The following is a 24,191-nucleotide window of genomic DNA, read 5'->3' as shown; positions in this document are numbered from 1 at the left end:
TTACATTTTTTTCCTTTTTTTGCGCAAAAAAAGGAAAAAAATGTAACTCTTATAATGAGAGCTAAAAATCCGTATGGAAAAGGATTTTTAGAATATGTATATAAATTAGGATTAAAAAATCAATATGATGTTAAATGGTTTATTCGAACAATAGGAATGTCTTCTTCTTTAAAAAAATCAGTTTTTATTAATTTTAAACAACATATTTTTTCTTTAGAAAAAGATAAAAATTGGGAAAATACTTATACTCAAGTTTATTATTCTAATAATTTTCATTCTAAAGTTCAATATTTGTCTGAAAAAAATACGGAAGAAAAAACTTTATCTAATTTAGATTGGATTGCCCATAAACAACAATTTTTTTCTACAATATTTTTTGCAAATCAACCTATAAAAAATGTTTTTATTCGTTCTGAAAATTTTTTATCTGGAAATTTTTTAAAAAAGATTCAATCACATATATCTTTAGATTTAAATTTCAACAGAAAAAAAAATGATAAATTTAATTTTTGTTTTCAATTTTATTTTGGCCCATTAGATTATTTTTTGTTAAAACAATATGGAAAAGGAGTTGAAAATATTATTCCATTTGGTTGGGGATTTATAAAATGGATTAATAAATATTTTTTTTTGATAATTTTTCAGTTCTTAGAAAGAACAAATTTGAATTATGGAGTCATTATTATTTTAATGACTATCGTTGTGAAGTTAATTCTCTCTCCAGTAACTTATAAACAATATAAATTAAACGCCATGATGAAGTTAATTCGTCCAGAAATAGATGAATTAAATAATAAGCTAAAAAATTCAGATCCTTTAAAAAAACAAAAAGCCATGATGGAATTATATCAAGAAGTAGGAATAAATCCAATGTCCGGATGTCTTTCTACATTGTTACAAATTCCTATTTTTTATTCATTGTTTAAATTTTTTCCTACTATAATCAATCTTAGAGGAAAATCCTTTTTATGGGTAGATGATCTTACTTCATATGATTCTATTTTTGAATTACCTTTTTTTATTCCATTTTATGGAAATCATGTAAGTTTGCTTACTTTATTGTATTCTTTAGCTCTTTTAGGATACACTAAATTAAGTAGTAATAATAATGACTCCAACAGAAGCAGCAGCGGAGGGAATATTCCTGACATGCGTTTTATATTGTATTTGATGCCTATAATTATGTTATTATTTATAAATAGTTATGCTTCTGGTCTTTCTCTTTATTATTTTACGTCTAACGTTATTAACATTGGTTTAATATTTTTTATTAAAAAATTTCTTTTAGATGAAAAAAAAATCTACGAAAAAATACAAGAAAATAAAAATAATCCAAAAACAAAAAAACGTAATTATTGGGAGTATAAAATAAAGGAAATAAAAGAAGGAAGAAAAAATTTTTAATTTAAAAAAATTGTATTTCTTTTTGAGAAAAAATATATAGTTTTTTATTTTTTATTAATTCTATTATTAAATGACCTTGTTCTGTTATATTTCTAATCAGTCCATGATTGATTGTGTTTTTCACTGAAAAAATAGAGATTCTATCTTTCAGATAAAGATAGTCTATATAATAATTTCGTATTATTTTTTCTCCATAAATCCTAATATTATTATTAGGACTACTATTTTTAAAAAGAAGAAAATATTCTTTTTGAATTGAATCAATTATGTTATAAAAAAGTTTTTTTAAATCAAAATCTTTATGGAAAAATTTTTTTAAAGAAGAAGCTTTCAATTTTTTATTGAATTGTATTTGATTAACATTTAATCCTATTCCTATAATACTGGTATGTATTTTTTTGTAAAAAACACTGTTTTCAATTAATATTCCTCCTATTTTCTTGTTCATTAAAATGATATCATTAGGCCATTTAATCCAAAAAATATTATTATATTTGTTGTAGTAGTTGCAGTAATTATTATTATGATAATAAGTCATTAATGTTTTATGAATTGCATTGCATATAAATAAATTGATAAGATATCCTTTATGAATAGGTAAATTTATTGATTTGAGAATAATACTAAAAGTTAAATTTTTACCTTTTTCTACATCCCAATAATTTTTTCCGACTCCTTTTCCATTAGTTTGATGAATGGCATAAATAACAGTCCAATTTGGATATATTAAAATATTTTTTTCTGCATATCTATTAGTAGAATCTATTTTTTGTAAAAAAATTAAATATATGTTCCAAATGAATTTTTTCAAGATATTTTATGTTGAAAAATTTAACTTCTTTAAAGTGAAAAACTTATTTTTGTTTTTGAAATTAAGAAAGAAAAATTTAATAAGTAAATAATTTTTGAAAAAAAAGTTTCCATTTTGTTATTATTAAACAAGATTATAGAAGGAATTCAAATGGTAAAAGGTCATGATATTTCTATTATTGATCTAAAAAACAAAACAAATTTTATTTGTGATTATTTTGTTATTTGTAATGGGGAATCTCAAAGTCAAGTTTATGCTATATCTAGATCTATAGAAAATAGAACAATGGAAAAATTACAAAAGAAACCTTGGCACATAGAAGGCGTAAAAAATGGAGAGTGGATATTAATAGATTATATTTCTATTGTTGTCCATATTTTTCAAAAAGAAGTAAGATTGTATTATGATATAGAAAGTATTTGGAATGAAAATAAAATATAGTGTAGTTTGTCCCACCCCAACAAAACGGATGCTTGGTTTATATTTAAAAAAAAATGAAGTACCCTAATTAATTATGATAAATAAAAAAGTAAAGAGAAGAAATAACTTTTTTTGGATATATGTAGTTATATTCGCTATATTTTTGGGAATATTTTTCTTTAAATCTTCTTTTTCTAATCCTAAGAAAATTGATCAAGATACTTTTTTTGATATTCTTTCAAGAGGAGAAATAGAAAAAATTATTGTAAAACATAGAGAGATTGTTCATGTTTATTTGAAAAAAGAATTTTTATCATCTCATAATGAAATGAATAGGAATATCATTCCTAATGATGATTCTTTTAATCCAAGATTTATAATAAACACACATTCTTTACAATATGAATTTGAAATAGGAGATTTGCAATTTTTTCAAAAAAAATTTGAAGAATATAAGAAAAAATATAATTTAGATACTATTATTGATTTTAAAAATCAACAAGAATATACTATAACAAAATTTTTTTTTGATTATGGAATCTTCTTTATATTATTAATTATTTTTTGGTTTTTTATATTTCGTAGGATAGGAGCAGCAACTGGAGGAGGTCCAGGTGGACAAATATTTAATATTGGAAAATCTAGAGCAAAATTGTTTGACGAAAATGATAATGTGAAAATTACATTTAAAGATGTTGCTGGTTTAGAAGGAGCTAAAGAAGAAGTTCAAGAAATTGTAGAATTTTTAAAAAATCCTCAAAAATATACAAAATTAGGAGGAAAAATTCCCAAAGGGGCTCTTTTAATAGGTCCTCCTGGAACAGGAAAAACATTGTTAGCAAAAGCTGTTGCTGGAGAAGCAAAAGTTCCTTTTTTCTCTTTATCCGGTTCTGATTTTGTAGAAATGTTTGTAGGAGTAGGAGCTTCAAGAGTGAGAGATCTGTTTGAAAAAGCTAAAGAAAAATCTCCATGTATAATATTTATTGATGAAATTGATGCTATAGGAAGAGCTAGAGGAAAAAGTAGTATTGCTGGATCTAATGACGAAAGAGAAAATACTTTGAATCAATTACTTACAGAAATGGATGGTTTTGGTACACATACTAATGTGATTGTTTTAGCAGCTACAAATAGATCAGATATTTTGGATAAAGCTTTACTACGTCCTGGTCGTTTTGACAGAACTATATTAGTGGATCCTCCTGAATTAAATGAAAGAAAAGAAATTTTTCGTGTTCATCTTCATAGACTTGTTCTTTCTGATCAAATTGATACTGACTTTTTAGCAAGACAAACTCCAGGGTTTAGTGGAGCGGATATTGCAAATGTATGTAATGAATCTGCACTTATAGCTGCAAGAAAAGATAGATCTAAAATAGAAAATAAAGATTTTTTGGATGCTATTGATCGTATTATAGGAGGATTAGAAAAAAAGAACAAGATTATAAAGCCAAGTGAAAAAAAACGAATAGCTTATCATGAAGCTGGACATGCAACAATCAGTTGGTTATTAGAGCATGCAGCCCCTTTAGTTAAAGTAACTATTGTTCCAAGAGGAAGATCTTTAGGATCTGCATGGTATCTTCCAGAAGAAAGACAATTGACTACTCCAGAACAAATGAAAGACGAAATATGCGCTTTATTAGCTGGAAGATCTGCAGAAGAAATTATTTTTAGAAATGTTTCTACAGGAGCATTAAACGATTTGGAAAGAGTTACAAAACAAGCACAATCTATGGTCGCTATTTTTGGATTAAATGATAGAATTGGAAATATTTCTTATTATGATTCTACAGGACAAAACGAATTTTCTTTTTCTAAACCTTATAGTGAAAAAACGGCACAAATTATAGATGAAGAAATATCTAAAATTATTACTGAACAATATCAAAGAGCAAAAAATATATTAAAAAGTAATGAGAAAAAATTATCTATGCTTGCGAATGAACTTTTGGAAAAAGAAGTTCTTTTTAGAGAAGATTTAAAGAAAATTTTTGGAAAAAGACCTTTTTATGATTCTGATGATATTGTCGATAATATGTTTAAAACTAATAATAATTAAAAAATAATTCTTTATCTGTGATAGATTTATTTATCTAATAATATTTAGAAAAACATTTATTAGTTTATTAGTATAATTATGAAGAAAATATATAAAGAAAAATATTTTGATTTTTTAATGAGATTTTTTACTGGTTTTATCTTTATTTTTTTAATTGTTTTTTCAATTGAAAGAGGAGAAAAATTTTTTAGAATAGTTATGATGATATTGTCTTTTCTTTGTTTATTCGAATTTTTAATCATATCAAAAACAAATACGACTTTAATAAAGATTGTTTCATTATTTTTCTTATTTTCTATACTTGCAGATATTTTTATGAAAAAAGGATTGATTTTATATATTATATGTTTTATTCCTTATTCTATAATATTTTTTATTATTCAATTATTTTCTAAAACATTTTCTCATGAAGAAAAAATAACGCAAGTTAGTCATCTAATTTTAGGATTGGTATATATTATAGTTCCTTTTTATTTAGCTTCTTATATTTATATTATTGTAGGAAAAGAGTTAGTTTTAGGAATATTTATTTTGATATGGACAAATGATTCTTTGTCCTATTTAATAGGGAAAAAATGGGGGAAAAGAAAAATAGCCATGTCTATATCTCCTAAAAAATCTATAGAAGGATTTATTGGAGGTTTATTTTTTTGTTTAATTTCTGGAATTTTTTTGTATAATGCATGGGGAAAAAAATATTGGTTGATACTTTCTTTTGTTGTTCCAATTTTTGCTACTATTGGAGATTTAGTAGAATCTACTATTAAAAGATCTTACAGTGTAAAAAATTCAGGAATATGGTTCCCTGGACATGGAGGATTTTTAGATAGATTAGATAGTTTTATATTTGTTATTCCAATTATAGCAACCGCAGTAGCTAGTGTTCATTATTATTCATGCTTTTTTTGATTTTTTTATTATTAAGATAAAAAAAACAAAATGATAATTATTATTCATAGAGAGGGAATTCCATTTTTAATATATGCATTTGTAATAATGTTATTGGTTATTTTTATTTCTATTTTTTTATTTTCTAAATCGATTAATCTTTTTATATCTATATTTTTTATTGTATTATATGTTTTTTTTATTTTCTTTTTTAGAAATCCAAAAATAAATTTTTATGATAACACATCATATAATGAAAATAAAGAAAAAGAAATTGTTTCTCCTGCTGATGGAAAAATTGTAGATATTAAAAAAATTTTTGAAAATGAATTTATCCGTAAGGATTGTATATGCATATCTATTTTTATGTCTCCTTTTAATGTGCATGTTAACAGATTTCCAATTTCAGGAAAAATTATTTATGTAAAATATCATCCCGGAAAATATATTATAGCTTGGTTTCAAAAAGCATCATTAAATAATGAAAGAACAACAACCGTTATAGAAACGAAAAAAAAACAGAAAATATTATTTAGACAAATAGCTGGATTTTTAGCTCGTCGTATTAGCATTTATGCTAAAAAAGGTTCTTTGGTAAGAAAGGGAGAAGAATTTGGATTTATTAAATTTGGATCTAGAGTAGATGTTTATTTGCCGTTAAAATCTACTATTCTTATTAAAAAAGGAGAAAAAGTTATTGGTGGAAAAACTAAAATTTCTATTATCCCATAACCATAACTCTTATTCCCTTTCTCTTTCTCTAACAATAAAACAAACAAAAAGGAATACTTAAATCATTTTACTTCTTCATAATCAACATCTTGTACATTTTCATTTCCTTTATTTTTTTTTTCTTCATTTTCATTATTTTTATGATTATTATTCTTCTGATTGTCTTTTCTAGCTTCATAAAGTTCTTGTGAAGCATTAGTCCATGCTTCATTTAATTTTTTCATATAATTGTCAAGATTTGTAAAATCTTTTTTATTATAAGCATCTTTTAATTTTTTTAGAGATTCTTCTATATTTTTTTTATTAGATTCAGATAATTTATTTTCATAATCTTTCAACTGTTTTTCAGATTGAAATATTTGATTATCAGCTTTATTTAATTTGTTTATTTCTTCTTTAATTTGTTCATCTTTTTGAGCATTTTCTTCTGCTTCTCTTTTCATTTTTTCAATTTCTTCTTGATTTAATCCTGAAGATGTTTCAATTCGTATAGATTGTTCTTTTCCTGTACCTTTATCTTTTGCTGAAACATGAAGAATCCCATTAGCATCAATATCAAAAGTAACTTCTATTTGAGGAGTTCCTCTGGGTGCTGGAGGAATGTCAACTAAATCAAATCTTCCTATTTCTTTATTATCATTAAACATAGATCTTTCTCCTTGTCCTACTCGTATAGTTACTGCGGATTGATTATCAGCTGCGGTAGAAAAAATTTCAGATTTTTTGGTAGGAATAGTCGTATTCGAATCAATAAGTTTAGTAAAAACTCCTCCCAATGTTTCAATTCCTAAAGATAAAGGGGTTACATCAAGTAATAATACATTTTGCACATCTCCTGTTAAAACACCTCCTTGGATAGCTGCCCCAATAGCAACTACTTCATCTGGATTAACTCCTTTAGATGGTTTTTTTTTGAAAAAATTTTCAACACTTTCTTGCACTTTTGGAATTCTTGTAGATCCTCCAACTAAAATAACATCATCAATGTCTTTTGTAGTTAATCCTGAATCATTTAAAGCTTTGGAACAAGGATTTATGGAACGACGTATTAAATTTTCAGATAATTGTTCAAACTTAGAACGAGTCAGAGTAATGACCAAATGTTTTGGCCCTGACTCTGTGGCTGTAATATACGGTAAATTGACTTCTGTTTGTGTAGAAGATGATAATTCTATTTTAGCTTTTTCTGAAGCTTCTTTTAAACGTTGTAATGCCATAGGATCTTTTCTAAGATCTATTTTTTCTTTAGATTTAAATTCATCCGCAAAATAATCTATTATTATTTGATCAAAATTGTCTCCTCCTAAATGAGTATCTCCATTTGTGGAAAGAACTTCAAAAACACCATCTCCTAATTCCAAAATAGAAACATCAAAAGTTCCTCCTCCTAAATCATATACAACTATTTTTTTGTTCTGTTTATTTCTATCTAATCCATATGCTAATGCTGCTGCTGTTGGTTCATTAATAATTCTTTCTACTTTTAGTCCTGATATTTCTCCTGCTTCTTTAGTTGCTTGTCTTTGTGCATCATTAAAATATGCAGGCACTGTAATAACTGCTCTATTTATTTTTTCTCCTAAATAATCTTCAGCTGTTTTTTTCATCTTTTGAAGAATCATAGCAGATATTTCTTGAGGAGCATATAATCTTTTTTCTATATCGACTCTTGGAGTATTATTAACTCCTTTTACAACTTTGTAAGGAATGTGTTTTAACTCTTCTGAAACTTCAGAATACATTCTTCCCATAAAACGTTTAATTGAAAAAATCGTTTTTTGTGGATTTGTTACTGCTTGTCTCTTTGCAGGATCTCCTATTTTTCTTTCCCCATTATTTACAAAAGCAACAATAGAAGGAGTTGTTCTTTTTCCTTCCGAATTAGGTATAACAACAGGATCATTTATTTCCATTACAGCTACACAAGAATTTGTAGTTCCTAAATCTATGCCTATAATTTTGCTCATTTTATTACACGTTTTTTTTCATTAATTAATATCCAATCATTATGCCATAATGAAAATCTAAGTATTAGATATGACAATATAAAATTATTATCCTGATGTAGGAAAAAAAATGCTTGGTTTTTTTATGACAAAAAGTCATTATTTTCCATTTTTTTTTAAAATTCTTTATATTACGAGAAAAAATAATGGAACCATTAAGCTTTAAGACTATTTTTAAAAAAAAGAATTCTCCTAAAATGTGGATTATAATGGATGCAAAAAATCAAAATCTTGGTAGATTTTCTTCTGAAGTAGCTTCAAAAATTAGAGGAAAACATAAATCTAATTTTTCACCACATTTGGATTGCGGAGATCATGTTATTGTTATTAATTCTAAAAAAATTAAACTTTCTGGAAAAAAGTGGAATCATAAAAAATATATCCGTCATACTGGATTTCCAGGGGGGAAAAAAATAATATCTGTTAAAAATCTTTTTAATCAGGATTCTAGAAAATTGATATATAAAGCAGTAAAGGGAATGCTTCCTAAAAATCGTTTGGGAAGAAAAATTATAAAAAATCTTCATGTTTATCATGAAGATCAACATAAACATCAATCTCAAAATCCCATACAAAATATTATAATAAAAACTTAATTAATTAGTAGATGGTTATTCATTCAATAGGAAGAAGAAAAAGATCTCTTGCACGTGTATATTTGAAAAACGGAACCGGAGTTATTCTAATAAATTCTCAAAAGTACTGTCAGTATTTTTCAAAAAATATTTATAATAAAATTTTATATCCTCTTAAAATAGTGAATCAAATGAATCAATTTGATATTCATATTAAAGTGAATGGAGGAGGATTTAATGGTCAAGCGGAAGCTATTCGTCTTGCAATATCTCGTGCTCTTTGCAAATTAGACTTAAAAAAAAATAGAAGTATATTAAAATCTAATGGATTATTAACACGTGATTCTAGAGAAGTAGAAAGAAAAAAATTTGGTCAAAAAAAAGCAAGAAAAAAATATCAATTTTCAAAACGTTAGTGAATAAAAAAAAACTGATTGATTAAAAAATTTAAAAATGGAAATAAAAGTTAATACTCAAGATTTGCTAAAAGCGGGAGTTCATTTTGGACATATTTCACGAAAATGGAATCCAAATATGCGTCCTTTTATTTTCATGAAAAAAGGGGGAATTCATATTATAGATTTGTCAAAAACAATAATAAAATTAAAAGAAGCTTGCAATGGTATCAAAAAAATTGTATCTCTTGGAAGAAAAATTTTATTAGTTGGAACAAAAGCTCAGGCAAGAGAAAAAATTTTTTTTCATGCGAAAAAAGTAAACATGCCTTGTGTAACAGAAAGATGGTTAGGTGGTTTATTAACAAATTTTACTACTATTCGTAAATCTGTAAAAAAAATGAATAATATAGAAAAAATGAAAAAAAATGGAACATTTAATACATTATCTAAAAAAGAAAGATTATTGATTAATAGATTATATGAAAAATTGTATAAAAATTTGGGAAGTATTTCTTCTATGAATCACCTTCCAGGTGGAGTTTTTTTGGTGGATCCATATAAAGAGAAAATAGCTTTATCTGAAGCTATCAAATTGAATATTCCTGTTTTTGCAATGGTAGATACTAATACAAATCCAAATGAAATAAAATTTCCTATTCCATCTAATGATGATTCTTCTAAATCTATTAATGCAATTTTGCAATTTATTACGGAATCAATACAACAAGGTATTGCAGCAATGAAGAAAGAACGCGAAGAAAGAAGTATAAAAAATAATTCATAAAAAATTATGAGAGTTTCTTCTAGTAAAATATTGAAACTGAGAAAAAGAACTGGAGTTGGAATTATGGAGTGTAAGAAAGCTTTAATAGAGACAAATGGAAATTTTGATGATGCTATAAATTTTTTAAGAAAAAGAGGAAAAAAAATAGCAATAAATCGTTCTTCTTTTGAAAGAAAAGAAGGAGGTGTTTTTTCTTCTATCAGTACAGATAATAGTTTTGGGACAATTATAGGATTAAAATGCGAAACAGATTTTCTTTCTAAGAGTTCTGTTTTTTTAGATTTTTTGAAACAGTTATCAAATCATTCATTATCATGTAATAATAAACAAGAATTTTTATCCAGTTTTCTTAATAAAAGGAACGTTAAGGATATGATATATGAAAAAATAAGTGTTGTAGGAGAAATATTGGAATTAAAAATTTTTGAAAGGGTTGATTCTCCTTTTGTCATAAATTACACTCATACCAATAATAAAATCGCAACTTTAGTTGGTTTTTCTTCCAAAAAAGGAATTAACAATTCTATTGCAAAAGATATAGCTATGCATATAACCGCTATGAATCCAATAGCTATAGATGAAAATAGAATTCCAGATTTTATTCTAAAAAAAGAAGTTGAGATTATTCGATCTCAAATAGAAAATGAAAAAAAAATAGATACTGTAACTTTTGAAAAAATAATTAAAGGAAAAATTAGAAAATTTATATTAGAAAATACACTGATTCATCAGAAATTTATAAAAAATAATAAAATTACTATTCAAGAATATATTAATCAATACAACAAAAATTTAAAAATTACTCTTTACAAAAGAGTAACTCTTTCAGATGAATGAAAGATATGAATGTGAAATGAATCTATTTTTTTTATGATTAAAAATTAAAAATTTAATTTTATTATTCTTAATTTTATTTTTTATCCTACACGCTTAGGTTTATACTTTTATGTTTATGAATATGAAGAAAAGATTAATATTAATTATATTGGATGGATGGGGAATTACTTCTAATTCTAATAAAAAAAGTTCTGCTATTTATCAAGCATATACTCCTTTTATTGATTTTTGTTGTTTCAATTATCCTTTTAGTAAATTACATGCTTCTGGATTTCTTGTGGGACTTCCAGAAGGACAAATGGGAAATTCAGAAGTTGGTCATATTAATTTAGGATCTGGACGAAAAGTTGTTCAAAGTTTAGAAGAAATAAATAATTCGATTGAAAAAGGAATTTTCAAGAAAAAAGTTTGTTCTATTTTTGATTACGTTCTCTCTTATGAAAAAAAAATTCATTTTATTGGTTTATTATCTAATGGAGGAGTTCATTCACATATAAATCATCTTTTTTATTTGTTAAAAATAGCACATAGTAAAAAAATAAAAAATGTTTTTATTCATGCATTTACAGATGGACGTGATACTTCTCCAAGAAATGGAATTTTTTATGTTAAAAATCTTTTGGATATAATGAATCAATCTGTTGGACAGTTATCTTCTGTTGTTGGAAGGTATTATTCTATGGATCGTGATAAAAGATGGGAAAGAACTAAAATAGCATATGATGCTATGGTTCATTCAAAAGGAATTTATACTAATAATATAATTCAATCAATAGAAGAATCTTATAAGAAAAAGATAACAGATGAATTTTTACTTCCTTTAATAGTTGTTGATTCTTTTGGAAATCCTATTTCTAGAATAGAAAAAGGAGATGTTGTTTTCTGTTTTAATTTTCGTTCAGATAGATCTAGACAAATTACAGAATATTTAACAAATTATAATAATATAATAGAAAAAAAATTAGATTTATATTATGTTACTATGACTTGTTATAATCATAAATATAAAAATGTTTATGTTCTTTTTGAAAAAAAAAATTTATCAAATACTTTAGGAGAAATATTAGAAAAAGAAGGGAAAAAACAAATTCGTATTGCTGAAACAGAAAAATATCCACATGTTACTTTCTTTTTTTCAGGAGGCCGTGAAACTCCTTTTGATAGAGAAACTAGAATTTTATGTCAATCTCCCAAAGTTTCTACTTATGATTTAAAACCTGAAATGAGTGCAAAAATAATTGTAAATCAAATTCTTCCAAGAATAAGAAAAAAAGAAGCAGATTTTATTTGTTTAAATTTTGCTAATCCGGATATGGTAGGACATACTGGAAAAATGAGAGAAACCATAAAAGCTTGTGAATTTGTTGATGAATGCGTTAAAATTTGTTCTAAAGAAGCTATAAAAAATTTGTATACAGTTCTCATAGTTGGAGATCATGGAAATGCAGATTATATGATAAATTCTGATGGGAGTCCTAACACATCTCATACAAATTCTTTAGTTCCTTTTATTCTTATAGACAATGCATTTAAAAACAAAAAAAATATTCTGAAAGAAAAAGCTATTTTGTCAGATGTATCTCCTACTATTCTTCAATTAATGAATTTACCTAAACCTAACAATATGACTGGAAATTCTATTATTAATTAATAATAAATAATAAAAAACTGTAGAATGATTCATTTAAAAACTATTGAAGAAATCATTCTGATAAAAAAAAGTGCATTTTTAGCATCGAAAACATTAGGAATGTTATCTAAAGAAGTAAAACCTGGAGTTAATACACTTTATTTAGATAGACTTGCTGAAGATTATATAAGAGATCATGGTGGAACTCCGGCTTTTTTGGGGTTATATGATTTTCCAAATACTCTATGCGTTTCTCCTAATTATCAAGTAGTACATGGAATTCCTAATAGAGATCCTTTATCTGAAGGAGATATATTATCTATAGATTGTGGAGTATATATGAATGGTTTTTATGGAGAACATGCTTATACTTTTGAAGTAGGAGAGATCTCAAAAAGTGTAAAAAAATTTCTTGACTATTCTAAAAAATCTTTATATATTGGAGTATCTAAATGCAAATATGGAAATTATGTTGGAGATATTGGATTTTCTATACAATCTTATATAGAAAATCATGGATATAGTATAGTGAAAGATCTTGTAGGGCATGGGTTGGGAAAAAAAATGCATGAAGATCCACAAATTCCAAATTTTGGAGAAAAAGGAAAAGGTTTAAAATTTCAAGAAGGAATTGTTCTTTCTATAGAACCTATGGTAAATAAAGGATCTCCAGAAGTTTTTTTTCATAAAGATGGATGGACAGTAACTACATTGGATAAAAATCTATCTTCTCATTTTGAGCATAATGTAGCTATTGTAGATGGATTTCCATGTTTACTTTCTACTTTTCGTTATATTTACAAAGAACTTAAAATTCAATCTTTGGAAGAAGAACCCTTTCAAAATGAAAAAATTTATATATAATTATATTGTTTTTTCTAAATAATAAAGAAATAAAATGCCTACTATTCAACAATTAATTAGAAAAGGAAGAACATCTGTTTCTAAAAAAAGAAAATCCATAGCATTAGGATTCTGTCCTCAAAAGAGAGGTGTTTGTACGCGTGTATATACCACTACCCCAAAAAAACCTAATTCTGCTATGCGTAAAGTGGCTCGTGTTCGTTTTACAAATGGAAAAGAAGTTATTAGTTATATAACTGGGGAAGGTCATAATCTTCAAGAACATTCTATAGTATTAGTGAAAGGTGGAAGAGTAAAAGATTTACCTGGAGTCAAATATAAAATAGTACGAGGAGCTCGTGATACAGCTGGAGTAAATGGAAGAAAAAAAAGTAGAAGTAAATATGGGGCTAAGGTTTCCAAAAAATAAATAATGATTAGAAATAATAAAAAACAACTTATTATTTTATAACAATGAGAAAAGTTAAAAAAAAAAGAAATATATATTTTCCTGATCCAAAATTTAATGACCCTTTAGTGACACGTTTTGTTAATCATTTAATGAAAAATGGAAAAAAAAATTTAGCATATAAAATATTTTATGATGCTATAAAAAAAATAGAACAAATTAAAGAAGAAAAAGAAGAAAAATCTGCATTAGAAATATGGAAAGAAGGATTAAAAAATATAATGCCTCATGTAGAGGTTAGAAATCGTCGTATGGGAGGATCTAATATACAAGTTCCTATTCCTATTTCATCTAATAGCAAAATAACAAAAGCAATGAAATTACTTATATCTTGTGCTTCTATTAGAAATGAGAAAACTATGGCTCATAAATTAGCTAATGAAACGTTGGATGCTTTTAAAGAACAAGGAGAAGCGATTAAAAGAAAAGAAAATATTCATAAAATGGCTGAAGCTAACAAAGCATTTTCGCATTTTAGATTTTAATTAATCTAGTAGTATAATGGCAAAAGATTTAAGATATACAAGAAATATTGGAATCGCAGCGCATATTGATGCAGGAAAGACTACTACCACGGAGAGAATTTTATTTTACACGGGAATTAATCATAAAATAGGAGAAGTTCATGATGGAGCGGCGACAATGGATTGGATGTTACAAGAACAAGAACGTGGAATTACTATTACATCAGCGGCAACATGTTGCGAATGGACATATAAAAATAAAAAATATCAAATTAATATTATTGATACTCCAGGGCATGTTGATTTTACAGTGGAAGTAGAAAGATCTATGAGAATCTTAGATGGAATGGTTGTTTTATTTAGCGCAGTAGATGGAGTTGAACCTCAATCGGAAACAGTCTGGAGACAAGCAGATAAATATCATATTCCTAGAATTGCATTTGTAAATAAAATGGATAGACAAGGAGCTGATTTTTTGAATGTTTGTTTACAAATTAAAAAAATGTTGGGGGCAAATTCTGTCCCATTGCAGATCCCTATTATTGGTTCTGGAGAAAATTTTATAGGAGTAGTGGATTTGATCTCTAATAAAGCGATTGTATGGGATGATAATAATTATGGAATGACATACCAGGAAGTTCCTGTTCCATCTGGAATGAAAAAAATGGTAAATGATTATCATTATCAGTTGATTGAGTCATTATCTGAACATGATGATACAATTATGGAAAAATTTTTATGTGAGAATTCTTCTCTTTCTGAAGAGGATATAATTTCTTCTTTACATAAAAATACAATAAACATGAAAGTTATTCCTATTTTATGCGGTTCTTCTTTTAAAAATAAAGGAGTACAAGTAATGTTAGATGCTATTTGTCGTTATTTACCTTCTCCTATTGAAGTTAAAGATATTGTAGGTGTAAATCCTATTAATCAAATGAAAGTTACAAGGAAACCTAGTGAGAAAGAACCATTTTCAGCTTTAGCTTTTAAAATCTCTAGTGATCCTTTTGTAGGACGTTTAGCATTTTTTAGAGTTTATTCTGGAAAAATAAATGCAGGATCATACAGTTTTAATTCTAGATCAGGAAATAAAGAACGTATTTCTAGAATATATCAAATGCATGCTAATAAACAAAATCCTATTTCAGAAATAGGAGCTGGAGATATTGCAGCTATAGTAGGATTTAAAGATATTAAAACAGGAGATACATTATGTGATGAAAAATTTCCAATATTATTAGAAAATATCTCTTTTCCTGAACCAGTAATAGGGGTGGCTATAGAACCAAAGTTTAAATCAGATATAGACAAAATGAGTTTGGCTTTATCTAAACTTATGGAAGAAGATCCTACTTTTCAAGTTCGAACAGATAATTATACCGGTCAAACTATTATTTCTGGAATGGGAGAATTACATTTGGAAATTATTGTGGATCGTATGAAAAGAGAATTTAAAGTTGAAGTTAATCAAGGGAAACCGCAAGTGGAATACAAAGAAGCATTAACAGATTCAGTGGAACATAGAGAAATTTATAAAAAACAAACAGGAGGAAGGGGAAAATTTGCAGATATATTTTTTAGATTAGAACCAGGAGAGAAGAATATGGGATTAGAATTTATTAATAAGATAAAAGGAGGAAATATTCCTAAAGAATTTATTCCTTCTATAGAAAAAGGATGTAAAGAAATGATGAAAATAGGTCCTTTATCTGGATATGAAATAGATAGTGCTAGAATTACCATTCTAGATGGTTCTTATCACCCTGTAGATTCTGATCAATTATCTTTTGAAATAGTAGGAAAAATTGGTTTTAAAGAAGCCGCAAAAAAAGCTAAACCTATTTTGTTAGAACCAATAATGAAATTAGAAGTTATTCTTCCAGAAGAAAATATGGGAGATATAATAGGAGATTTAAATCGTAGAAGAGGAATTGTTCAAAATATGACTAGTCGTAGTAGTAGTGGTGGTAGTAATAACAATAATATCAAAATTGTTCAAGCTTTAGTTCCTTTATCAGAAATGTTTGGATATGTTACTATATTGCGGACTCTTTCTTCTGGAAGAGCAACTTCTGTTATGGAATTTTCTCATTATGATCCAGTTCCAGTAAATATTACAGATGATATTATTATGGAAATTGGAAAAAATTCATTCTATGATAAAAGAAAATCAAAAAAATAATAAAAAATACAATATTCTATGGGTCATGATATAAAAATTAAATTAAAATCTTATGATTATAATTTGTTAGATAAATCTGCAGAAAGAATTGTCAATTCTGTACTTCCAACTGGAGTCGTTTTAAATGGACCAGTTCCTTTACCTACAGAAAAAAAAATATTTACTGTATTACGTTCTCCTCATGTCAACAAAAAATCAAGAGAACAATTTTTACTACCCACTCACAAAAGACTTTTGCAAATTCATAATGCTTCATCGAAAACAGTAGATGCTTTAATGAAATTAGAATTACCTAGTGGTGTAGAAGCAGAAATAAAAGTATAATAAAATGTTTGGAGGAATAGGAATCAATCTTGGAATGACAAGTTTTTTCTCTAAAAACGGAGAAAATATTCCATGTACTATTATAAAAATAGGACCATGTTATGTAGTTCAAATAAAAACTGTAAAAAATGACGGTTATTATTCTGTTCAATTAGGAATAATTGATAAAAAGAAAAAAAGAACAACTAAACCTTTACAAGGTCATTTTGAAAAAGCGGGAGTTTTTCCAAAAAAAAAGTTATTAGAATTTAGAGGAGATTTTTTTTATCATTTAAAATTAGGCGATCAAATAAATGCGAGTTTTTTTAAAGAAGGGGAGTTAGTAGATATCAAAGGAATATCCAAGGGAAAAGGATTTCAAGGAGTAGTTAAAAGGCATAATTTTTCAGGAGTTGGAGAAAGAAGTCATGGACAACATAATCGTTTGAGAGCTCCTGGATCTATAGGAGCTGGATCTGATCCTTCACGTGTTTTTAAAGGTCAAAAAATGGCTGGAAAAATGGGGGGGAAAAATGTTACTGTTAAAAATTTAAAAATTTTAAAAATAGATAAAGATCAGAATCTTTTAATTTTAAAAGGATCAGTTCCAGGTAATAAAAATTCATATTTAATGGTAAATAAAAAAAATGGAACTAAAAATTTTGGATATTAAAGGAAATAATACAAATAGAAAAGTAAAAATAGATGATTCTATTTTTACTACTGTAAATTTTTCTTATGATCATTCTGTTTATTTAGAAATAAAAAGATTTTTATCTGCACAACGTCAAGGTACACATAAATCAAAAGAAAGAGGAGAATTATCTGGAAGTACAAGAAAGTTGCATAGACAAAAAGGAACGGGAGGATCTAGAAAAGGGGATATTAAAAATCCCATATTTAGAGGAGGAGGGAGAGTTTTTGGGCCACGGCCAAAACATTATTTTTTCAAATTAAATAAATTAACTAAAAAATTAGTAAGAAGATATATTATTGGATATAAATTAAAAACAAACAAAATAAAAATAATAGAAGATATCGAATTAGAAACTCCAAAAACTAAATTTATTTTGAAAATATTAAATTTATTACAATTAAAAAATAAAAAATTATTAATGATAACTGGAAAATCAAATAAAAATTTATATTTATCATCTAGAAATTTGAAAAATTTTAAGTTATTGAATATAGATGAATTAAATAGTTATTCATTATTAGATTCTTCATATATTATTTTTTCTGAAAATTCAATGAGTAAAATACATGATTTTTTGAAGTTTTCAAAATAATAAAAAAATTATGGTTTTTTTGATTAAACCTTTTGTTACAGATAAATCCTCTTTTTTTAAAGAGAAAGAAAATTGTTATACTTTTTCCGTTCCTATTCATTGGAACAAAATCCAAATAAAAAAAAAAATTGGTGAAATGTTTGGTTTTTCTGTAAATAGAATAAAAAATGTTAGAACAATGATTTATCCGAAAAAAAATAAATCTAAATATACTAAAAAAGGACTTTTATATGGAAAAATTAATAAGATAAAGAAAGTTATTATTCAACTGAGTGAAGATCAAAAAATTGATTTTTTAAATTCAAAAAAAAATTCTAATGTCAGTTAGAAAATTAAAACCGATAACACCAAGTCAAAGATTTAAAGTTGTAAATAGATTTGATCAAATTACTGTTTCTTCTCCTGAAAAATCTTTGTCAAAAGGAAAATGTAAATCTGGAGGAAGAAATAATTCTGGAAAAATGACTATGCGTTATTTTGGAGGTGGACATAAGAAAAGATATCGTATCATTGATTTTAAAAGAAGAAAATTTGGAGTATCAGCTATTGTAAAATCTATAGAGTATGATCCTAATAGATCTTCTTTTATTGCATTAGTTCATTATAAAGATGGAGAAAAAAGATATATTATTGCTATGGATGGATTTAAAATAGGACAGGAAATTATTTCAGGATATAAAATTCCTTTTAATATAGGAAATTCTACTTTTTTAAGCGAAATTCCTTTAGGAACTAATATTTCTTGTATAGAAATTAGACCTGGACAAGGTGCAAAAATAGCAAGAAGTGCAGGATCTTATGCTCAATTATTTGCAAAAGATGGAAAATATGCAACTGTAAAATTTCCTTCTGGAGAAGTAAAAATGATTATGATTACTTGCATGGCAACTATTGGAATTGTTTCTAATCCTGATCATCAATTAGAAATGTATGGAAAAGCAGGAACAAATCGTCATTTAGGTAGGAGACCTAGAACGAGAGGAGTTGCTATGAATCCGGTAGATCATCCAATGGGAGGAGGTGAAGGAAAAGCATCTGGAGGAATTCCTAGAAGTAGAAAAGGATTTCCTTCTAAAGGATTTAGAACACGTTCTAAAAAGAAACATTCAGATAAATATATTTTGCAACGGAGAAAAAGAAAAAAATAATTAATTATTATGGCTAGATCTTTAAAAAAAGGACCATATGTATCACATACATTATACAATAAAGTTTTAAATAACATAAAATCTGAAAAAAAAACTATTATCAAAACATGGTCAAGACCATCAACTATTTTACCAGATTTTGTTGGACAAACTTTTTCTGTTCATAATGGAAGACAATTTATTAATGTATATGTTACAGAAAATATGATTGGACATAAGTTAGGGGAATTTGCACCTACACGTACTTTTAGAGGACATGCTGGATCTAAAAATAAGTTGAAAATGAAAAATTAGGTTTTCTCTAAGAGATTAATTAAAAAAAAAATGAGCAGAAAAAAAAAAGAAGAAAAGAATATCTCTACTACTATTTCGGCTTCATTAAATGGAATTCGTAGGTCTCCAAGAAAAATAAGGTTGGTAACAGATTTAATTAAATCTAAAAAAATACAAGAAGCTTTAGATATCTTAAAATATAGTTCTAAATCTAGTATTTCTATTTTTATAAAAAAATTAATTCTTTCTTCATTATCTAATTGGAATAAAAAATATATGAAAAAAGAAGAATTTTCTCTTAATAATAGAAGTTTATCGAACTCTTTATATATAAAAAATATTAGAGTTAATCAAGGAAAGACATTAAAAAGATTACGTCCTGTTCCTCAAGGTCGAGGCCACAGAATTAGAAAAAGATCAAGTAATGTTATTATTATTTTAGATAAACAAAATAGATAAACAAAAAGAGAATCAAATTGATAAAAAAAGTTCAAATGGAAAATATAATAAAAAAATAACCATGATATGGGGCAAAAAACAAATCCAATTGTAAATCGTTTAGGAATTATTATGGGTTGGCAATCTAGTTGGTGTAATAATTATAGAGATAGAATACAGGAAGATTTTAAAGTAAGAAGATATATAGAAGCACGATTTCCAAAAGGAATTATTTCTAGAATTTTTATAGAAAGAACTTTAAAATTTATTACTATAACTATTAGAACTTCAAGACCCGCTATTGTTATAGGAAAAAGAGGAGATGAAGTTGATACGGTTAGAAAGGAATTGAAAAAATTAACTAGAAAAGAAGTTCAAATAAATATCTCTGAAGTCAAACGTCCTGAATTGGACGCAACTTTAGTTTCTAAAGGATTGGTTAGACAATTAGAAAATCGAATATCTTATAAAAAAGCAATAAAATTATCTATTCTTTCTGCAATGAGAATGAATGCTCAAGGAATAAAAATACAAATGTCTGGTCGTTTAAATGGAGTAGAAATGGCTAGATGTGAATCTTATAAAGAAGGCAGAATTTCTCTTGGAACTTTTCGTGCGGATGTGGATTATCATATGGAAGTAGCTCATACTATTTATGGAAGTATAGGAGTAAAAGTTTGGATTATGAAAGGAGAAGTTTATGGAAAAAGAGAATTATCTCCATTTTTAGAAGGAGGAATAATACAAAAAAAACAAAGAAATAAATCTTCTTTTTTTAGAAAAAAAAAATTATAAATTTTTTATTGTATTATGTTACAACAACCAAAGAAAACAAAATATAAGAAAAAACAAAAAGGACGTATACGTGGAAATTCTAAAAAAGGAATTTTTCTTTCAAGAGGATTGTATGGAATAAAAGCTTTGGAAGGAGCATGGATAACATCTAGACAATTGGAATCAGCTCGTGTAGCTGCTACAAGATATATGAAAAGAGAAGGAAAATTATGGATCAATATTTTTCCAGATAAACCTGCTACGAAAAAACCACAAGAAGTACGTATGGGAAAAGGAAAAGGGCCTGTGGAATTTTGGGTTTCTGTGGTAAAACCTGGAAGAATTTTATTTGAGATTGATGGAGTTTCTATGAAAATAGCTAAAGAAGCATTAAGATTAGCAGCTCAAAAACTTCCCATAAAAATGAAGTTTATTTTTTCAGTTTTTAATTTGAACTAAAAAAAGTTTTATATATATAAAAACATGAAATTTTCAGATATTAAGGTTTTTTCTTTAGAGGAAATAAAAGAAAATATAAAAATTAAAGAAAAAAATTTTCAATTTATAAAAATGTATCATCCTTTAATAGGATTAAAAAAAAATCCTATGGAAATTAGAATGTTAAGAAAAGATATTGCAAGATTAAAAACTGAATTGAATAAAAGAAAAATAAATGATCAAAAAAAAGAATCATAATAATCAAGAATCGTTTATCAATAGTAGTAGGAATGTTAGAAAACAAAGAAAAGGAATAGTAATAAGTGATAAAATGAATAAAACTATTATTGTTTCTGAAATTAAAAAAGTAAAACATAAATATTACGGAAAAAGCATTTTGAAAAGAAAAAAATATATGGTTCATGATGAAAAAAATATTTCTAAAAAAGGAGATTATGTGAGTATTATGGAAACACGTCCTATAAGCAAAAATAAATGTTGGAGATTAGTTTCAATTTTATAAAATTATTAAATTTTTGATATGTTACAACAAGAATCTATATGCAAAGTATCAGATAACACAGGAGCTAAAGAAGTATTAGTGATTAGAGTTTTAGGTGGAACAAAAAAAAGATATGCTTCATTAGGAGATTCTATAGTTGTTACAATTAAATCGGCTATTTCAGGTGGAACCCTTGTGAAAAAGGGTCAAATTTTTAAAGGCATAGTTATAAGAACAAAAAAAAGAACAAGAAGAAAAGATGGATCATATATTAGCTTTGATGATAATGCCTGTGTTCTTATTAATCCATCAGGAGAAATGATGGGAACTAGAGTTTTTGGTCCTGTAGCTAGAGAGTTGAGAGATAAAGAGTATATGAAAATTATTTCTTTGGCACAAGAAGTTTTATAATATAAAAATTATTAATATTTTTTTATGATATTATGATAAAAAAAGGTGATAAAGTTTTTATTTTGTCAGGAAACTATAAAGGAAATACAGGAATTGTATTAAAAGTTTTTCCTAGAAGAAGTAAAGTTATTGTACAAGGTATAAATATAGTTAAAAAACATATAAAACCTAGTGCAGAAAAACCCAAAGGAGAAATTATCAAAAAAGAATTACCTATACACTTGTCTAATTTGAAAAAGGAAAGTCATGGTTGATTATCCTAATTTAAAAAAATTATATGAAAATGAAATTATTCCTTCTTTTGTAAAGAAGTTTGGATATCATTCTGTTATGGAAGTTCCTAAACTAAAAAAAATTGTTATTCATCAAGGAGTTGGATCTTCTGTATTTGATGATAAAAAAATAATAGATCATTCTATGAATGAAATAACATCTATTGTCGGACAAAAAGCTATTTTTTGTTATTCAAAACACGATGAATCTGGATTTAAACTTAGAAAAGGAATGGCTATAGGAGTGAAAGTTACTTTGCGAAGAATGAAAATGTATGAATTTTTGGAAAGATTGATCAATGTTTCCTTACCTAGAGTAAGAGATTTTATGGGAGTAAAATCCAGTAGTTTTGATGGTTATGGAAATTATAATATGGGAATTCATGAGCAAATCATTTATCCTGAGATTGATATTGATAAAATTAAGAAAAATATGGGAATGAATATTACATTTGTTACTTCTGCTAAAAATGATATAGAAGCTAAATATCTTTTATCTTATTTTGGAATACCATTTATTACTACTAAAAATAAATAAATTTTTAAAAAAAATGGCTAAAGAATCTGTAAAGGCAAGACAAAAAAAAAGAGAAAAAATAGTTTTAAAATATGCAAATAAACGTAAGTTTTTAAAGGATTCCAAAAATTATGAACTTCTTCAAAAACTCCCCAGAAATGCTTCTCCAGTCCGTTTGAGAAATAGATGTTCTATTACAGGGAGATGTAGAGGATACATGAGGCAATTTGGAATATCTAGAATTGTTTTTAGAAATATGGTTTCTCAAGGACTTATTCCTGGAGTAAAAAAAGCTAGTTGGTAATGATAATTTTTATTGTATTATGAATATAGATCCTATTTCTGATTTTTTGACTAGAATTAGAAATGCTTGTCTTGCAAAACATAAACTTTTAGAAGTTCCATTTTCTAAATTAAAAAAGGAACTTACTAAAGTATTGTTGGAAAGTGGATATATATTGGATTATAAATTAGAAATAAAAGAAAACAAAAAATTTATAAAAATTGCTTTAAAATATTATCAAGAAAAAATATCTGTTATTCAAAAAATAATTCGAATAAGCAAACCAGGATTAAGGAGATATTCTAAATACAAAAATCTTCCTCGTGTATTAAATGGATTAGGAATTTCTATTATTTCTACATCTTATGGTGTGATGACAGATAAACAAGCAAGAAAGAGAAAATTAGGAGGAGAAGTGTTATGTTATGTCTATTAATTAAAATATTTTTTAATAATAATAAAATAATATGTCTAGAATTGGGAATAATCCAATTTTTTTCCCTGAAAATGTACAAATAGAAATTGTAAATAATGAAATTTTTATTAAAGGAAGATTAGGTTCTTTATATTTAAAAATTCCTGATCAAATTAAGTTAATCTTTCACAAGAATAAAAAATTGATTTTGATTAGAAATCAAGAAGATAAAAAGTCTAAATCTTTACATGGTTTATATCGTGTATTAATTAATAATATGGTAAAAGGTGTTTCTGAAGGATTTCAAAAAGAATTGGAGTTAGTAGGAATTGGATATAAAGTTTCTAATTATGGAGAAATATTGGAATTAAATTTAGGGTTTTCTCATAATATTATGATGAAAATTCCCAAGGAAATTTATATGGAAACAAAAATAGAAAAAGGGAAAAATCCTATTCTTATTTTAAAATCCTATGATAAACAACTTTTAGGAATGATTGCAGCAAAAATACGATCATTTAGAAAACCAGAACCTTATAAAGGGAAGGGAATTAGATATTTAAAAGAAAATGTTCGTAGAAAAACAGGAAAATCCGTTTAGTTTATAAAAAATTAATTTT

33 protein-coding genes are annotated in these 24,191 nt (G+C 25.9%); 31 read left to right on the top strand and 2 right to left on the bottom strand.

The features are described from left to right. Window positions 1-1,404, top strand: a 1,404-nt coding sequence (locus H0H53_RS02015; RefSeq protein WP_185870345.1) for a YidC/Oxa1 family insertase periplasmic-domain containing protein, incomplete at its 5' end; no start/stop codon positions are given. Window position 1,405: 1 nt separating this feature from the next. On the opposite strand, the gene H0H53_RS02010 is transcribed toward H0H53_RS02015, so the two are convergent. Then, on the bottom strand, window positions 1,406-2,215 hold the full coding sequence (locus H0H53_RS02010; RefSeq protein WP_185870344.1) for a biotin--[acetyl-CoA-carboxylase] ligase: 810 nt from the start codon (window positions 2,213-2,215) through the stop codon (window positions 1,406-1,408). Between the two features lie 150 nt (window positions 2,216-2,365). Between H0H53_RS02010 and rsfS the strand changes: the two genes are divergently transcribed. From rsfS to H0H53_RS01990, 4 genes are all read left to right on the top strand, one after another. Further along, window positions 2,366-2,656, top strand: a complete 291-nt coding sequence (gene rsfS / locus H0H53_RS02005; protein ID WP_238784287.1) for a ribosome silencing factor — start codon at window positions 2,366-2,368, stop codon at window positions 2,654-2,656. Between the two features lie 73 nt (window positions 2,657-2,729). Next, window positions 2,730-4,697 carry an ATP-dependent zinc metalloprotease FtsH gene (ftsH, locus tag H0H53_RS02000; protein ID WP_185870343.1) on the top strand — a complete coding sequence of 656 codons (1,968 nt, stop codon included), beginning with the start codon at window positions 2,730-2,732 and terminating at the stop codon, window positions 4,695-4,697. A 78-nt stretch (window positions 4,698-4,775) separates the two neighbouring features. After that, window positions 4,776-5,606 carry a phosphatidate cytidylyltransferase gene (locus H0H53_RS01995; protein ID WP_185870342.1) on the top strand — a complete coding sequence of 277 codons (831 nt, stop codon included), beginning with the start codon at window positions 4,776-4,778 and terminating at the stop codon, window positions 5,604-5,606. Between the two features lie 30 nt (window positions 5,607-5,636). Continuing rightward, window positions 5,637-6,317 carry a phosphatidylserine decarboxylase family protein gene (locus H0H53_RS01990; RefSeq protein WP_238784249.1) on the top strand — a complete coding sequence of 227 codons (681 nt, stop codon included), beginning with the start codon at window positions 5,637-5,639 and terminating at the stop codon, window positions 6,315-6,317. Window positions 6,318-6,379: 62 nt separating this feature from the next. On the opposite strand, the gene dnaK is transcribed toward H0H53_RS01990, so the two are convergent. Then, window positions 6,380-8,284, bottom strand: a complete 1,905-nt coding sequence (gene dnaK / locus H0H53_RS01985; RefSeq protein ID WP_185870341.1) for a molecular chaperone DnaK — start codon at window positions 8,282-8,284, stop codon at window positions 6,380-6,382. Between the two features lie 185 nt (window positions 8,285-8,469). Between dnaK and rplM the strand changes: the two genes are divergently transcribed. From rplM to rplF, 26 genes are all read left to right on the top strand, one after another. Further along, complete coding sequence (gene rplM, locus H0H53_RS01980) at window positions 8,470-8,919, top strand: 50S ribosomal protein L13 (protein WP_185870340.1); 450 nt, start codon at window positions 8,470-8,472, stop codon at window positions 8,917-8,919. 11 nt (window positions 8,920-8,930) lie between these two features. Beyond that, window positions 8,931-9,314, top strand: coding sequence for a 30S ribosomal protein S9 (rpsI, locus tag H0H53_RS01975; protein ID WP_185870339.1), 384 nt, complete (start codon window positions 8,931-8,933; stop codon window positions 9,312-9,314). A 37-nt stretch (window positions 9,315-9,351) separates the two neighbouring features. Then, window positions 9,352-10,080, top strand: a complete 729-nt coding sequence (gene rpsB, locus H0H53_RS01970; protein ID WP_185870338.1) for a 30S ribosomal protein S2 — start codon at window positions 9,352-9,354, stop codon at window positions 10,078-10,080. Between the two features lie 6 nt (window positions 10,081-10,086). Next, the gene (gene tsf, locus H0H53_RS01965; RefSeq protein ID WP_185870337.1) at window positions 10,087-10,917 is read left to right on the top strand and encodes a translation elongation factor Ts; all 831 of its coding nucleotides are present in this window, start codon (window positions 10,087-10,089) and stop codon (window positions 10,915-10,917) included. Window positions 10,918-11,038: 121 nt separating this feature from the next. Beyond that, on the top strand, window positions 11,039-12,568 hold the full coding sequence (gpmI, locus tag H0H53_RS01960; RefSeq protein WP_185870336.1) for a 2,3-bisphosphoglycerate-independent phosphoglycerate mutase: 1,530 nt from the start codon (window positions 11,039-11,041) through the stop codon (window positions 12,566-12,568). Window positions 12,569-12,592: 24 nt separating this feature from the next. Further along, on the top strand, window positions 12,593-13,411 hold the full coding sequence (gene map, locus H0H53_RS01955; protein WP_185870335.1) for a type I methionyl aminopeptidase: 819 nt from the start codon (window positions 12,593-12,595) through the stop codon (window positions 13,409-13,411). 34 nt (window positions 13,412-13,445) lie between these two features. Beyond that, window positions 13,446-13,820, top strand: a complete 375-nt coding sequence (gene rpsL, locus H0H53_RS01950; protein ID WP_185870334.1) for a 30S ribosomal protein S12 — start codon at window positions 13,446-13,448, stop codon at window positions 13,818-13,820. A 44-nt stretch (window positions 13,821-13,864) separates the two neighbouring features. Then, the gene (gene rpsG, locus H0H53_RS01945) at window positions 13,865-14,344 is read left to right on the top strand and encodes a 30S ribosomal protein S7 (protein WP_185870333.1); all 480 of its coding nucleotides are present in this window, start codon (window positions 13,865-13,867) and stop codon (window positions 14,342-14,344) included. 16 nt (window positions 14,345-14,360) lie between these two features. Next, on the top strand, window positions 14,361-16,508 hold the full coding sequence (fusA, locus tag H0H53_RS01940) for an elongation factor G (RefSeq protein ID WP_185870332.1): 2,148 nt from the start codon (window positions 14,361-14,363) through the stop codon (window positions 16,506-16,508). An 18-nt stretch (window positions 16,509-16,526) separates the two neighbouring features. After that, on the top strand, window positions 16,527-16,832 hold the full coding sequence (gene rpsJ / locus H0H53_RS01935; RefSeq protein ID WP_012821541.1) for a 30S ribosomal protein S10: 306 nt from the start codon (window positions 16,527-16,529) through the stop codon (window positions 16,830-16,832). A gap of 4 nt (window positions 16,833-16,836) precedes the next feature. Then, window positions 16,837-17,484, top strand: coding sequence for a 50S ribosomal protein L3 (gene rplC, locus H0H53_RS01930; protein ID WP_185870331.1), 648 nt, complete (start codon window positions 16,837-16,839; stop codon window positions 17,482-17,484). Next, window positions 17,459-18,100, top strand: a complete 642-nt coding sequence (gene rplD / locus H0H53_RS01925; protein WP_185870330.1) for a 50S ribosomal protein L4 — start codon at window positions 17,459-17,461, stop codon at window positions 18,098-18,100. The genes rplC and rplD overlap by 26 nt, the downstream gene beginning before the upstream one ends. A gap of 10 nt (window positions 18,101-18,110) precedes the next feature. Next, window positions 18,111-18,428 carry a 50S ribosomal protein L23 gene (gene rplW, locus H0H53_RS01920; RefSeq protein WP_185870329.1) on the top strand — a complete coding sequence of 106 codons (318 nt, stop codon included), beginning with the start codon at window positions 18,111-18,113 and terminating at the stop codon, window positions 18,426-18,428. Next, window positions 18,418-19,248: a 50S ribosomal protein L2 gene (rplB, locus tag H0H53_RS01915; protein ID WP_185870328.1), complete on the top strand. Its 831-nt coding sequence runs from the start codon at window positions 18,418-18,420 to the stop codon at window positions 19,246-19,248. Before rplW ends, rplB begins: the two co-directional genes overlap by 11 nt. A 9-nt stretch (window positions 19,249-19,257) precedes the next feature. Continuing rightward, window positions 19,258-19,542: a 30S ribosomal protein S19 gene (gene rpsS, locus H0H53_RS01910; RefSeq protein ID WP_185870327.1), complete on the top strand. Its 285-nt coding sequence runs from the start codon at window positions 19,258-19,260 to the stop codon at window positions 19,540-19,542. A gap of 30 nt (window positions 19,543-19,572) precedes the next feature. Further along, complete coding sequence (locus H0H53_RS01905; RefSeq protein WP_185870326.1) at window positions 19,573-19,980, top strand: large ribosomal subunit protein uL22; 408 nt, start codon at window positions 19,573-19,575, stop codon at window positions 19,978-19,980. A 66-nt stretch (window positions 19,981-20,046) separates the two neighbouring features. Next, the gene (gene rpsC / locus H0H53_RS01900) at window positions 20,047-20,754 is read left to right on the top strand and encodes a 30S ribosomal protein S3 (RefSeq protein ID WP_185870325.1); all 708 of its coding nucleotides are present in this window, start codon (window positions 20,047-20,049) and stop codon (window positions 20,752-20,754) included. A gap of 15 nt (window positions 20,755-20,769) precedes the next feature. Beyond that, on the top strand, window positions 20,770-21,192 hold the full coding sequence (gene rplP / locus H0H53_RS01895; protein WP_185870324.1) for a 50S ribosomal protein L16: 423 nt from the start codon (window positions 20,770-20,772) through the stop codon (window positions 21,190-21,192). 24 nt (window positions 21,193-21,216) lie between these two features. Continuing rightward, the gene (gene rpmC, locus H0H53_RS01890) at window positions 21,217-21,429 is read left to right on the top strand and encodes a 50S ribosomal protein L29 (protein ID WP_185870323.1); all 213 of its coding nucleotides are present in this window, start codon (window positions 21,217-21,219) and stop codon (window positions 21,427-21,429) included. Beyond that, complete coding sequence (gene rpsQ, locus H0H53_RS01885; RefSeq protein ID WP_185870322.1) at window positions 21,407-21,694, top strand: 30S ribosomal protein S17; 288 nt, start codon at window positions 21,407-21,409, stop codon at window positions 21,692-21,694. The genes rpmC and rpsQ overlap by 23 nt, the downstream gene beginning before the upstream one ends. 18 nt (window positions 21,695-21,712) lie before the next feature. Further along, window positions 21,713-22,084 (top strand): 50S ribosomal protein L14, encoded by a 372-nt coding sequence (rplN, locus tag H0H53_RS01880; protein WP_185870321.1) that lies wholly within the window; start codon window positions 21,713-21,715, stop codon window positions 22,082-22,084. A 32-nt stretch (window positions 22,085-22,116) separates the two neighbouring features. After that, window positions 22,117-22,338, top strand: a complete 222-nt coding sequence (gene rplX / locus H0H53_RS01875) for a 50S ribosomal protein L24 (protein ID WP_185870320.1) — start codon at window positions 22,117-22,119, stop codon at window positions 22,336-22,338. Beyond that, entirely contained in the window at window positions 22,331-22,894 is a 564-nt protein-coding gene (rplE, locus tag H0H53_RS01870) for a 50S ribosomal protein L5 (RefSeq protein WP_185870319.1), read from the top strand. The genes rplX and rplE overlap by 8 nt, the downstream gene beginning before the upstream one ends. A 13-nt stretch (window positions 22,895-22,907) precedes the next feature. Further along, entirely contained in the window at window positions 22,908-23,177 is a 270-nt protein-coding gene (gene rpsN, locus H0H53_RS01865) for a 30S ribosomal protein S14 (protein ID WP_185870318.1), read from the top strand. A gap of 19 nt (window positions 23,178-23,196) precedes the next feature. Then, window positions 23,197-23,592, top strand: a complete 396-nt coding sequence (gene rpsH / locus H0H53_RS01860) for a 30S ribosomal protein S8 (RefSeq protein WP_185870317.1) — start codon at window positions 23,197-23,199, stop codon at window positions 23,590-23,592. Between the two features lie 31 nt (window positions 23,593-23,623). Then, window positions 23,624-24,172: a 50S ribosomal protein L6 gene (gene rplF, locus H0H53_RS01855; protein ID WP_185870316.1), complete on the top strand. Its 549-nt coding sequence runs from the start codon at window positions 23,624-23,626 to the stop codon at window positions 24,170-24,172. Window positions 24,173-24,191: the final 19 nt, after the last annotated feature.

Origin of the sequence: Blattabacterium cuenoti (assembly GCF_014251955.1) — a bacterium.
Lineage (GTDB): Bacteria > Bacteroidota > Bacteroidia > Flavobacteriales > Blattabacteriaceae > Blattabacterium > Blattabacterium cuenoti_L.
This window is presented reverse-complemented; position numbering and strand designations above follow the sequence as displayed.